General features: G+C 58.3%; 11 protein-coding genes and 1 pseudogene. 10 read left to right on the forward strand and 2 right to left on the reverse strand.

Annotated features, from left to right (window positions below; genetic code table 11):
• The 7 genes and pseudogenes from ACRXB1_RS17450 to ACRXB1_RS17480 all read left to right on the forward strand — a co-directional run.
• Window positions 1-419: (2Fe-2S)-binding protein (locus ACRXB1_RS17450; RefSeq protein ID WP_449492680.1), on the forward strand; the 419-nt coding region annotated here is incomplete at its 5' end.
• A complete protein-coding gene (locus ACRXB1_RS17455) occupies window positions 412-1,560 on the forward strand; it encodes an NAD(P)/FAD-dependent oxidoreductase (RefSeq protein ID WP_449492681.1) in 1,149 nt (382 codons plus the stop codon). The genes ACRXB1_RS17450 and ACRXB1_RS17455, both read left to right, overlap by 8 nt.
• Before the next feature lie 47 nt (window positions 1,561-1,607).
• Complete coding sequence (locus tag ACRXB1_RS17460) at window positions 1,608-1,964, forward strand: RidA family protein (RefSeq protein ID WP_449492682.1); 357 nt, start codon at window positions 1,608-1,610, stop codon at window positions 1,962-1,964.
• A 109-nt stretch (window positions 1,965-2,073) separates the two neighbouring features.
• Complete coding sequence (locus ACRXB1_RS17465; protein WP_449492683.1) at window positions 2,074-3,126, forward strand: phytoene/squalene synthase family protein; 1,053 nt, start codon at window positions 2,074-2,076, stop codon at window positions 3,124-3,126.
• Between the two features lie 138 nt (window positions 3,127-3,264).
• Window positions 3,265-3,954 carry a YceH family protein gene (locus tag ACRXB1_RS17470; protein WP_062001189.1) on the forward strand — a complete coding sequence of 230 codons (690 nt, stop codon included), beginning with the start codon at window positions 3,265-3,267 and terminating at the stop codon, window positions 3,952-3,954.
• 83 nt (window positions 3,955-4,037) lie between these two features.
• Window positions 4,038-4,219, forward strand: a pseudogene (locus ACRXB1_RS17475) (hypothetical protein); the annotation flags it as partial.
• 263 nt (window positions 4,220-4,482) lie between these two features.
• Window positions 4,483-4,647: a hypothetical protein gene (locus tag ACRXB1_RS17480; protein WP_449492684.1), complete on the forward strand. Its 165-nt coding sequence runs from the start codon at window positions 4,483-4,485 to the stop codon at window positions 4,645-4,647.
• Between the two features lie 107 nt (window positions 4,648-4,754).
• Here the strand turns inward: ACRXB1_RS17480 and ACRXB1_RS17485 are convergent, their stop codons facing one another.
• Window positions 4,755-5,630, reverse strand: coding sequence for an ATP-grasp fold amidoligase family protein (locus ACRXB1_RS17485; RefSeq protein ID WP_449492686.1), 876 nt, complete (start codon window positions 5,628-5,630; stop codon window positions 4,755-4,757).
• Window positions 5,631-5,772: 142 nt separating this feature from the next.
• The gene (locus tag ACRXB1_RS17490) at window positions 5,773-6,852 is read right to left on the reverse strand and encodes a helix-turn-helix domain-containing protein (protein ID WP_449492685.1); all 1,080 of its coding nucleotides are present in this window, start codon (window positions 6,850-6,852) and stop codon (window positions 5,773-5,775) included.
• Window positions 6,853-7,797: 945 nt separating this feature from the next.
• Between ACRXB1_RS17490 and ACRXB1_RS17495 the strand changes: the two genes are divergently transcribed.
• The 3 genes from ACRXB1_RS17495 to ACRXB1_RS17505 all read left to right on the forward strand — a co-directional run bounded on the left by ACRXB1_RS17495 (window position 7,798) and on the right by ACRXB1_RS17505 (window position 12,354).
• A complete protein-coding gene (locus ACRXB1_RS17495) occupies window positions 7,798-8,532 on the forward strand; it encodes a Crp/Fnr family transcriptional regulator (RefSeq protein ID WP_062001187.1) in 735 nt (244 codons plus the stop codon).
• 316 nt (window positions 8,533-8,848) lie between these two features.
• On the forward strand, window positions 8,849-11,167 hold the full coding sequence (locus tag ACRXB1_RS17500) for a polysaccharide biosynthesis tyrosine autokinase (protein WP_231941489.1): 2,319 nt from the start codon (window positions 8,849-8,851) through the stop codon (window positions 11,165-11,167).
• A 62-nt stretch (window positions 11,168-11,229) separates the two neighbouring features.
• The gene (locus ACRXB1_RS17505; protein ID WP_174362460.1) at window positions 11,230-12,354 is read left to right on the forward strand and encodes a glycosyltransferase family 4 protein; all 1,125 of its coding nucleotides are present in this window, start codon (window positions 11,230-11,232) and stop codon (window positions 12,352-12,354) included.
• Window positions 12,355-12,473 lie beyond the last annotated feature (119 nt).

Raw genomic sequence — 12,473 nt, forward strand, 5'->3', positions numbered from 1 at the left:
TGCGGGTTTTTTCATCGATGGCGCCAAGTTGCTGCGCGATCGATGAAAAAACCCGCGATCAAAGCGCTGCGCCACGTATGCGCAGGCTGGCAGAAGTGATGCGCATCCGGCCTTTCCTCGACAGCCTGTATCGTCCGCGCGATGAAAACCGGGTGCCGAAGGACGAGGTCATTGTGTGCCGCTGTGAAGAAGTGACGGCGGGGCAACTACGCCAGTTCGTGGCACTCGGTTGTCTCGGGCCGAACCAGGCGAAGTCTTTCGGCCGATGCGGCATGGGACCGTGCCAGGGACGCATGTGCGGTCTTACGGTGACCGAAGTGATCGCCGATGCTCGCAGCGTCACGCCTGAAACCGTCGGCTATTACCGCATTCGCCCACCGATCAAGCCGCTCACGCTCGGAGAACTCGCCGGTGACTAAGCCCGCAGCCAACGAGTCGGACGTGCTGGTGATCGGCGGCGGCTTGCACGGGTCGAGCAGCGCGTTTCATCTTGCGCAGCGTGGCGCGAGCGTGACCGTGCTGGAGGCGGATTACATCGGGCGGCATGCATCGGGTGTGAATGCGGGCGGCGTGCGCACGCTCGGCCGACCCGTGCCCGAGATTCCGTTGTCGCTGATGTCGCGCGAGATCTGGCACAACATCGTGGAAACAGTCGGCGATGACGCCGGTTTCGTCGCGTCGGGGCAGTTGAAGATCGCGGAAACCGACGCCGAACTCGATGAATGCCGCGAACGCGTCGCACTGCTCGAGTCGCACGGCTTCACGCATGAAAAGATCATCGATCGCGAGACCCTGCTCAAACTTGAACCGGCGATCACGCCGCAAGTCACCGGCGGTATCTGGGTCGAACGCGATGGCTACGCGTTGCCGTTTCGCGCAACGACTGCATTTCGCAAGGCAGCGGAGCGCAACGGTGCGGTGTTCCACGAAGGGACGCCTGTGACGCGAATCGAACAGATTGGCGAACGCTGGATTGCGCATACGCCGCGAGGGGATTTTTCTGCCGGGCAACTCGTTGTGACCGCCGGCGCATGGGCCGGCGAACTCGCGGCGCAAGTCGGCGAACCGGTTCCTGTTCATCCGGAAGGGCTCATGCTGATGGTCACGCATCGCGTGGCGCCATTCTGTCGCGCGACGCTGGGCGCAACCGGCAGGCCGTTGTCGTTCAAGCAATTCGATAACGGCACGGTCGTGATCGGCGGAAAGCTGATCGGCATTGCGGATCTGCCAGGACGTCACGGTGAAGTCGATTTCCTGCGGCTGGTCAAGAGCGCGAATACCGTGGTCGATCTGTTTCCGCATCTGCGCCATCTCGGTATCAACCGCGCGTGGGCCGGCGTGGAAGCGTTCACGGACGATTCGCTGCCGGTGATCTCGCGCAGCAAACGTGCGTCGAACCTGACGTACTCGTTCGGATATTGCGGCAGCGGTTTCCAGCTTGGACCGGGCTGCGGCAAGCTGGTGTCCGAGCTGGTTCTGGACGGCGCGGCGTCGTTGCCGCTCGATGCGTTTGCCATCGACCGGTTCAACGGGTTTAATAGCGCCCCTGCAGCAACTTGAACCGCGCTTGAAGCAACGTGCGGCCATTTTCATTTCAAAGGAAGACCATGAGCGATATCGTCAGGATCGAAACCAATCAACGCATGAGCCGGGTTGTGAAAGCGGCGGGGCTGGTGTTCATCGGCGGTCAGACATCGAATGACCGTGCGCCCGATGTAAAACTGCAAACGCAGCAGGTGCTTGCGAAGATCGACGGATTCCTCGCGCAAGCTGGCATCGACAAGACGCGGCTGATCTCTGCGCAAATCTGGCTGGCCGATATTGCCCGCGACTTCGCGGGCATGAACGAAGTATGGGACGCATGGGTCGCGCCGGGTTGTGCACCGACACGCGCAACGGTCGAATCGAAGCTCGCCGCGCCTGACTTGCTGGTTGAAATCACGGTGACTGCGCTGGGCGAATGATGTTTGCAGGGTGGATGGTGCGGTAAGCGGGCAATAAAGGAACCTCCGCCGGAACGCAGATACAATTCGGCAGCGCCTGATTCGTCCAACACCGACCAGATTCCATCCAATGCGTAATCCATCCCGGGCCGTACTCCTTGGCCCGCTCCTGAAGGGCGTCTCGCGGTCCTTCTACCTCACCCTGCGTGTGCTGCCTGTCGGGATGCGCGATCCGATCGGGCTGGCTTACCTGCTGGCGCGCGCCGCGGACACGATCGCGGATACTTCGCTGATTTCGCCGACGCAGCGGCTGGAGCTCTTGTTATCGCTGCGCAACCTGGTGAACGGCGCGCCCGATGACGGTACGTTGACGGAGCGTCTCGCGCAGGAAGTCGCGGACCAGCAAAGTCTCTCCGATGAAAAGGTGCTGCTCGAATCGCTCGGCGGCGCATTGACGGTGCTGTCGCAATTGAGCGACGCCGACCGGACAGCCGTGCGCGGGATCGTGTCTACACTGACGCAGGGCATGGAATTCGACCTGCATACGTTCCCCGATGAATCGTCGGGCCGCATTGCTGCGCTCAATACGCTCGAAGAACTCGACACCTACACCTATCTGGTCGCCGGTTGCGTGGGCGAATTCTGGACGCGGATGACGTACGCGCACATGCCGGGCACGTTGAAGGGCGAGCCCGGGATCACGTTGTCGAACGGCGTTCGTTTCGGAAAGGCGCTGCAAATGACCAACGTGCTGCGTGATTGCAGCAAGGACTTGCGCATCGGGCGTTGTTATCTGCCGTCGCCCATGCTTAACCGATACGGTCTGTCGCCGGAGGATCTGCTCACACCAGGCGCGTCGCGCCGTGCACAACCGCTGTTGTTCGAACTGTTGCGCCTGACGCTGGACCATTACCGCGCGGCAGTCGACTACACGTTCGCCATTCCAGCACGCTCGGTCCGCCTGAGGCTTTCGTGTCTGTGGCCGGTGTTGATCGGCCTGGAAACGCTGGTACTTCTCGTCAATAACGACGAATGGCTCGATGCCGCGAAAATTTCGAAGATCGGTCGCAACAAGGTGTACAGGATCGTTGCAGCTTCGACATTGCTCGAGCCATCGGATCGAATGCTGCGCGCATGGATTGACCGCTTGATTACGCGCATTGAAGCGCGCCTCAACGGCTGAGAAAAACGCGGAGGAGTGCCGCCGTATTCTCGGGATGCGGCAGGGCGGATATCATAGGGGCCGTCGTTCTTACAAGACGACTCTCCGCCCGGCTCGAACCGGACCAGAATTCAAGTAGCAGCACTGGCTCTGTCACGCATGAACTCCACTCCCGATGCCCCCGCACGTCCCGCAATGCGTTCCCTGACACTTCTGGAGGCGCGCGTACTGGGCGTGCTCGTCGAGAAACAGCATACGGTGCCCGATGCTTATCCGCTGTCGGTGAACGCACTGACGCTCGGTTGCAATCAGAAGACTGCGCGCTCACCGGTAATGAACGTTACCGAGGCCGATGTGCTGACAGCTATTGATGAACTCAAGCGCCTGAGCCTGGTATTCGAGGGCAGCAGCAGTCGGGTACCGCGCTTCGAACACAACATCACCCGTTCGCTGGGTGTGCCGAGCCAGGCTGCCGCGTTGTTGACCACGCTGATCTTGCGCGGTCCGCAGACGCCTGCCGAGTTGCGGCTGAATGCTGCGCGCCTGCACAGTTTTGCGGATATTTCGTCGGTAGAAGCGTTCCTCGACGAACTCGCTGAAAACGAGCCGCCCCGCGTGGTCAAGTTGCCGCGTACACCGGGCGAGCGCGAAAGCCGCTGGGCGCATTTGTTGTGCGGCGAGGTCGCGATCAGCGAGGTATCGACGGGTGCAATGGTCGATGACTCGATTTCCTATAACGACTTCGACCTGTTGAAAGCGGAGCAGAAGCGCTTGGCCGAGGAAGTCGCGCGCTTACGCGTGCTGGTCGAGAGGATGGCTGGGGAACTGGGGATCAAGGCCGAGGAGTGAGGGAAATGGGCGTGGTGCGTTGCAGAGCCTCGCGTGCCAATCTACGTACGTGTGTATGGATAATGATCAGGATTCCGATTGCGAACTACAACACGACTCACCTGGGCGAATTCTATGCGGCAAGAAGGAGCCACAACATCCAGTCTGTCATGTATACGTGCTCGACAGTGGTAACAGCACGTACGGGATCATGATCGACGGCGCGCCGGTGAACGCTCCCCACGCAGCGTTCACCGGATTTACAGCGGCGCACGCAGACGATTGACACTGACGTACGTTGTTGTTTATTTTGTTCTGTGGTCCATGAAAGCCGGGATGGCATCGCGCTATCCGGGCTCTTTGCACGGAGAGCGAAGCGAACTATTTTGACGGTGCCCCAACAGATAGTCGTGCCCGTTTCTTGCTCTGTCCAGACTGGCAACGCATGTATCGGCGCTGTAGACTGCTAGCTGATTCAGTTAAGTCAGATTGCCACTCCGGTGCACCCTACCGTCACTCGCATCACTACCCGACACTACTCCACACGCAATGAGCGCGCAGATGAAGCCGATCAAATTTGTCGATGCCAAGTCGTTCTTCGGCATGATCGTCATGATTTTTTTGCTCGTCGTAACGGCAGTGTGGCTCAGTCTGGGCGGGATTTTTACGCGAAAAGGCAGGGAGTGCTTCAGAAAGATTTTTCGCGACAAATAACGCGGGGGAAACTCGGCGAAGAACAACAGTTGGTTTATTTAGGCTTCCTGTATTAATTTCAACTCTGCATCATTTTTTACAGGGTTCGCATATCCATCACACCGGTCTCATATCAAAAGTCGTCCCCACTCATAGTCGATGCCATCCGGTGTGAACGGGAGGACGCCGGCGCCTGGTGTAAATGTGAGTTCGCCAAAATAAATTTCGCTATCAGGCGCGTACAAATCCACCCGGACGTAGTCGAAATCTTCCGCCAGAGTGGCTGCGGTATCCAATATCGCCTTGAGATTGTGGGGCGCGGGAGCGGGCGTATCGCTGCGTTTGTAATAGCCGATAGCGATTTCCAGGTGATTCCAGTGGATGTCGTAGACGTCGCCATGCGTGTTGTTCCCAAACCGGTCCGAGATCACCAGTATGTACATGGTAGGCCGTCCAGCGTTCCCGCCGAAACAGTGCAGCTTGTAGTCAGCCGGGATCTGGCCGCTTTTATCGAGCAGAAGTTTCTCGAAGAAGATCCGTCTTTTGATCTTCGTGTAGTGACGTTCCCGTCCAACCCGATAAAAATCGGTCGCCAGCCACCTCTCGGCGAGCACCTGAAGCTTCTCAAAGGAGGTTTGCGTCTTGTCCTTCACCACTTCCACGAAACTGCTGCCGTGATTCGCCTTCATTACGAACGAGTTCGGCAGGGCGTCGAAGACCGACTGGGTAAAGCTGTCAGGTGCTGCTATCAGTGGGACCAGATGCTCTTCGCCAAGCTTGGTTCTCACGTAGTCACGAACCGTCAGCTTGTCAGTCAAGTCGGCATAGCGAGAATCGGGTTTGATGCTACGTTGCAAGATTTTCTCGTTGAACGTAACCGGATGCAGCAACCTCGGGAAACGGCCAATGAACTTGCGATGCATCAGCGCGAGAAACAGTGCATCGGGCAGCATCGACTTCGCGCCTTCCTTGATCTTTCTGCTCAAGGAAGCGGTCGGTTGCATCGTGGCGGGCTTCTTCAGCGGCGCATCGGGCGCAGTCGCCGAAGCCGTCTGGTTCGAGACCACGATCTCCTTCAGCGGAATCGCTGAAGAGTTACCCGCGTTCGGCGCGGTATTCCACTCGCCGAACTGCCCTGTCTTGGTTTTACGCATGCTTTCCATCCGTGGTGGTAAGCGCGGCCAGACTTCGTTCGAGCAAGGCGGCGTCCTGTTGAGAGGACTTGCTCATTGCATCTTTTGCGTCGGCCGCGTTAAGTGATTGCGCGCCCGCACGAATCTGCCCGCGCGACCGGAAGTGCATGGGCGACACGCCAAACCGTTGTCTGAACAATCGTCCCAATCGATTTCCGTCGCCCATGCCACAGCGTCGTGCGATCTTGTCGATAGGCAGGTCGGTATCCATCAACAAGGTGCACACGATTTCGAAGCGCGTCCGGATCAGATATTCCAGTGGGGTCACGCCGAACTCGGACTTGAAGCGCCGGAGATAGTTGCGCTTGCTCATGGCTGCAGATTCTGCCGCTTGCGCAACGGAGATCGGCTTGCTGTAGTTTTCCTTGATCCACCGGGCAGATTCGTGAATCTTCTCGGTTGTCGTGCGTGCGTTCAGGTCGTCGAGGTCTGGCTTCGTGCGCTGAAGAGCGTGGGGTTGCAGAACGCGGGCGATTCTTCTCGCGGTGTCGGCGCTCAGGTCTCGTTCGATTTGCGCGAGGGCCATGTCGGCGGGCGTCGTCGTGGTTGACCAGTCTGCGACCGGTGCGTCCTTGAACCAAAAGATCGGCACAGGAGACCGCGCCAGGTTCTTTGGATCAAAGACGGAATTCGCGCCCGGCTGACTGCGCAGGGACGCGTCGCGGGTCGGATGCGACATCCATGACAGGAGGCGATCGTCAGGGCCGCCTGCTGCGTCCGTATCGCGGCAGGCGACGAAGAACGCATGAAAGTCCATCAACGCATAAGTCTCAAGCTTCTGGGTCCAGATCGAGATGCTCGAGGAACTCGTGATGAAGCCACCCGATTCCGACAGCACTGAAAGCCGGTACGGGGGCTCGCCGCCACCCGCTTGCTCAAATTCATTTGCCAGGCGGAATGCCTCGCCGATCGCTCCGGCGTTCGTTACCGAGCATTCATTTGAGACCAGCAGCCCGATGTGCCGTTTATTAACTTTAGATTCATCCCTGTGATGTATGTCGCTAGGCCGATAAAAGTCCGTCAACGTGTCCACTATTTAATCCTCCGAAGCTGCAAGCATGACTTTGTGCAACACAGCGTAGCTCCGCGCAATAACCGACTGACAGTTTGGCGGAGCGGTCCTAATGAATGGCGAATGCAGCGGCTTAATTAAGAAATAATTACTCTTGATCGAAAGAGCTGCTTGTATATTAACGAGCCACGGAAAGAATTTCCGATCCGTATTATTAATATAAAAAAGATAAAAGGCACGAAGAGGGTTGTTCGAGCTTTTGTTGAACTCTATACAGAACAAGACTTTAGCCAGATTCGTTCCTGCTGGACATGATCTGTACAACTCTTTGCCGCATGTAGCAGAAGACCAGAAAAACCGAAAAGATTCTAGATATACAATTTCTGTTACACATATTGCAGATCGCAACAATTCTTTCTTTCCCTAAGAAACCCGTAAAGGGTTCAACATAATCGGCCAATAGTTCTAGATTTTAAGCCTTGACCGATTTCATTCCATTTCCCCGGTCTATGCTTCAACGCAACATGAAAGGGAAGTTGTGTTTGCATTCCTCTGATGATTCGAGTGTTCGATCACGGCCCTTTCTGAAAGCGCTTTCGGCGCCTGGATCAGCCTCCAGCATGAAGTGCGTCGCGGCGAATCCATGAATCCAACCTGATACACGTCGAAGACTGCAGATTGATCTGCGGCAATTTTGGCGGGTTCGGGGTCTGCGTTTTTATCAAATCGGAACTGTTGTCCGCGATCCGGGTGTTCAACCGCTCGCAGCGTATGACGTATTGATCCCGATGCCTTAACGAGCCAGGCGTGTTGCGTTGGCGCAGAAACTGCGGTTGCACCAGGGCGTGAGTTGTTATGCACGTCATGCTTGCATGTGCACCTTTCAGGGACTCGCGAACAGATAGGCCAATGGTCGGGGCAACTGCGAACCACGCATTTCTAACGGATAACAACAGGGCACTCTAAATGCTAATGGCCGACGATGAAGGACACACGAATCATCTGCTTGACGCGTTACCCGTTCGTGAGTGGCAAGCGTTGCATCCGTTCCTTGAAACTGTTTCGCTTCGGGAAGGACAAGTACTGTGTGAGAGCGGACAGGCCATTGATCACGTTTACTTTCCGATAACAGCGGTCGTGTCACTGATCTATCGGATGGCGGATGGATCGTCCAACCAGGTTGCAGCGGTCGGTGCCGAAGGAATGATCGGCGTACCGGTTCTCACAGGCGGCAAGACGATGCCGATGAGCGTCCAGGTGCAGTTCGAAGGAACCGCGTACCGGATGAAGGCTACGGCCTTGCAGCAGCAGTTCACGAATTCGGACGGACTCAGGCGGTTGTTGCTGCTCTACATGCAGGCTTTGTTAGTACAGGTTGCGCAGACCGCAATCTGCAACAGGTACCACTCGGTCAGCGAGCAGTTGTGCAGGTGGCTGTTGCTGGAAACAGACCGTGCGCCGGGTCATGAACTACATGTGAGTCACCAGTTGATTGCCGAGATGCTGGGTGTCCGGCGCGAAGGCATCAGCGCGGCGGCGGGCAAGTTGCAGGACGCCGGCGTGATTCACACCGGCCGGCGTTCGATCGCCGTAAGCGATCGCGAAGGGCTGCGAGCTCATGCGTGTGCGTGTTACGGGGTCGTGGCGCGGGAATTCAGCAGACTGTTGCCGCGCGTGCCGGCAAGAGAGGAAGTCGCGTGACGGGGGCTCGGTGCTTGGCCGAACTGCGTGGACCGACTGCAAGACATTCATCAAAAAAGGTCAGATGCTTAAACATTTTGGAGTACAGATCGTGGAAAGCTCTATGAAATGTCTCGAAAATTTTCAGGTAAGTCAGCGGAGAACACGCTCCGCATTTCCATAGGCGATTACTTCGTCATGGACTGGCAGATCGCTTGAACGCGGCGAGCCGTCCTTTTCATCACTTTTAGCGGGCCGCGGGTTGTGCGGCTTTACCCGACAGCGGCGCCTTCGCCGCACGGTCGCGACATACTTTGAACATCGAAGGAATACGCCGGTGGATTACTACCCTTCAAATTCGCTAAATCCCTCTGCAGGCCATGAGCGCGGGCAACTCAGCGCCAAGGACATGCTTAACCTGATGCGGGATCACATCTGGGAGATCCTGGTCGCGACTGTAGTCGTCGTCGCGCTGGCGGTGGCCTATATCTTCATTGCACCCCCGATCTATTCCGCCGATGTACTCATCCGCGTAGATCCGCCGGAGCAGAACCAGTTGGGGATCGCGCTGCAGAATCAGGAAACGCTGCCGCCGCCTGCACCTGCACCCAGCGCTGAAATGGCCGTGATGCGCAGCCGTTCCGTGCTCGAGCCAGTGATCGAAAAGTATCGCTTCGATGTCTCGGTCTCGCCGCGCACGTTCCCGTTGCTGGGCGATATAGCGGAGAAATTCGCGACGCCGGGTGAACCGTCGGCGCCCTGGCTCGGCCTCAAGTCGTTTGCCTGGGGCGGCGAGCGTGTCCAGGTCGGAAGCCTTGATGTTCCGCAAAGCCTGGAAGAAGAAAAGCTGAAGCTCATTGCGCTCGATGGTGGTCGCTACGAACTGCGTGGTCCATCGAACGAATTGCTGGTGAGCGGCATGGTCGGTGTTCCCGCCAGCGCCAACGGTGTCTCCATCACGATGAAGCAACTTGTTGCACGTCCGGGTACGTCGTTCGAAGTGATCCGCTGGAATGACCTCGATGCGGTCAAGCGTTTCGCCGACACCGTGAAAGTCAGCGACAAGGTCAAGGACTCGGGCCTGATCGAAATCGAATACGCTGACAAGAGCCCCGCGAAAGCGACTGAAGTGACCAACGCGCTGGCTGCGCAGTACCTTGCAGCGGCTGTCGCAAGCCGTCAATCCAACGACACGAAGACGCTCGCGTTCATCAACGGTGAATTGCCGCGTTTGCTGTCCGACTTGCGCAAGTCGGAAGAAGCGTTGAAGAGCTACCGGTCGACCTCGAACTCGATGCAGCCGACCGCTGAAGCGCAGTCGTTCCTTCAGGGTGGTATCGACTTCGATCGGCAGATTGCCACGCTGCAATTGCAACGCACGCAACTGCTCGAGCGCTTTACGCCGAACAGCCGCTGGGTGCAAAACGTCGATACGCAACTCGCCCAGTTGAACAAGGCGAAGGGTGAGTTCGACGGACGCTTTCGCAGCATGCCTTCGTCCGAGCGTCAGAGCGTCGATCTGATCCGCGCGCAGAAGGTTGCTGAAACGATTTACCTCGGCATGGTCCAGAAGGCCGAACAACTGACCGTGCGTCGTGCGAGCACGTCAGGCGGCGCGCATGTGGTCGATTCCGCGGTGCGTCCGCATCGTCCGGTCAAGCCGAATCGTCCGGCTGTGTTGGGCGGCGGTGTTGTGCTGGGTCTGCTCACGGGCGTGTTCCTCGTGTTCATGCGCCGTCACGTGATGATCGGCGTGACCGATCCGCGCTATGTGGAGCGCCGCCTGAGCGTGCCGGTCCTCGGTGAAGTCCTGTTCAGTCATCAACAAATGCGTCTCGATCCGAGCAGCGCCGGCGTGCCGAAGAAGGCATTGCCGCCTGCAATGAAGGCAGGATTGCCGTTCCCGCGTGCAGAGCCCGTAGGCGATTTCAGCGATGCAGGCACGCTGGATGGCCTGGGCAGCAGGGTGCTTGCCGCACGCTTCCCGCATGATCCGTCTGTCGAAGCGTTGCGCGCTGTTCGGACCGCGCTGACACGCGATCTCGCTCACGCACCGAACAATATCGTGATGGTTACCGGCCCCACGCCGTCCGCGGGCAAGAGTTTCGTGGCGGCAAACCTGGCCGTGCTGCACGCAGAGACGGGATCGCGGGTTCTCCTGATCGACGCCGACATGCGTCGCGGCCATCTTGCGTCGTTCTTCAAGCAACGTAATCGCGGCGGTCTGGCCGAAGTGCTGTCCGGCCGTTTGCCGGTGCGCAACGCAATTCGCCAGGTTGGCGTGGAAGGCGTGTCGTTCCTTTCGTGCGGTGTACGTCCGACCAATCCGGCTGCCTTGCTCATGCAAGCCGGGTTCAAGGAATTACTCGACCGGCTCAGCAAGCAGTTCGACCTCGTCATTGTCGATACGCCTCCGTTCCTCGCCGTAACCGATGCGTCGATCATCGCGAGCGAAGCAGGTTCTTCGTTGCTCGTGCTGCGCTCGGGTATGCAAAGCGAAGAAGAAATCTCCGATACGGTCAGGAAGCTCGCGCGTGCAGAAGGGCGCATTGCGGGCGCGGTTTTCAACGGAATACCGCTTAAACGAAGCAACCGCGGCTATGGCTACGCCACGAACTATGCAAGCGACCACGGTGACGTAGAGACGGTTCACTGAATTCGCTGCCTCAACAGCGCGCCCACGCCGGGAGCGCGCTACATCGTTCAAGGGAAAGTGCAATGGCCATAGCAATTAACGGGAAGTTCACGTCGCAGAGAATCACCGGCGTACAGCGAGTTGCATTCGAATTGACGCGCGCAATGCAGATGCGCGCGATGCCGGGCAAGGAGCTCGAAGTCTTCGTGCCGCAGGACGCCGTGGCGCCCGGCACGTTGCTCAAGCGGCAGCGGCGCTTCCCGTGGTTTCGCGGGAACCTGTGGGAACAGATCACGTTGCCGATCGCATCGAGAAGAACAACGCTCGTCAACCTGTGCAACACGAATCCGCTCTTCAAACGCAGGCAGATCGTGATGGTTCACGACATGGCCGTGTTCGACGTACCCGAGGCGTTCTCGAAGAAATTCCTGCTCTGGTACAAGCTGCGATTTTCGATACTGCCGCGCCTTCAGCCGCTGATCCTGACCATCTCGACGTTCTCGCAAGAGCGTATTTGTCATCACCTGAAGCTCGACAAGTCGCGCGTTGTGGTCCTGCCTCCCGGCGCGGACCACCTTGACCGCATTGCTCCGGAGCCGGCGATCATCGATCGCCTCAAGCTTTCGAAGGACTCGTATTGCGTGATCGTGGGCAGTCTCGATCCGCGCAAGAACCTGCAGCGTGCGCTCGAAGCCATCAAGCTGCTGGAGCATATGCCGGATCTGAAGTTTGTCATCGCCGGCGGCAAGAACTCGCGCGTGTTCAAGGCAGCGAGCAGCTCTGCACTGGACGCCGCGACCGAAGACAAGCGGGTCATCTGGGCGGGCTTCGTGTCCGATGGCGAACTGAAGTCGCTCTATGAAAGCGCGGCATGCCTGATCTTCCCTTCGCTGTATGAAGGGTTCGGACTGCCGCCGCTCGAAGCCATGTATTGCGGTTGTCCAGTCATCGCGTCGACGCATGCTTCGATACCCGAAGCATGCGGGCAAGCCGCCATGTATTGCGATGCGACGTCCGCCGAAGACATTGCGGAGAAGATCGCGTTGATGATGAGTGACAGCGAGTTGCGAGACCATTATCGCGAGATCGGCCTGGAACACGCGCAGCAGTTCCGCTGGGACCGTGCGGCGCGAGACTTGCTTCGAATCCTGCAAGACGACCCCAGTCAGCGCCCGTACAACCTCACGCCGCGCACGTCCGCAGGCTAAGCCCGATGAATCCGTATTCGGGGTGGCCCAATGTTTGAGCAGCGGTACAAACGCGGACGGCGGCGGGCGCTGCAAACGATCGCGGCGGTGGCGACGGTGCCGTTTCACGCGATGGCTGA

The sequence above is a fragment of the Caballeronia sp. M23-90 genome (assembly GCF_053574605.1).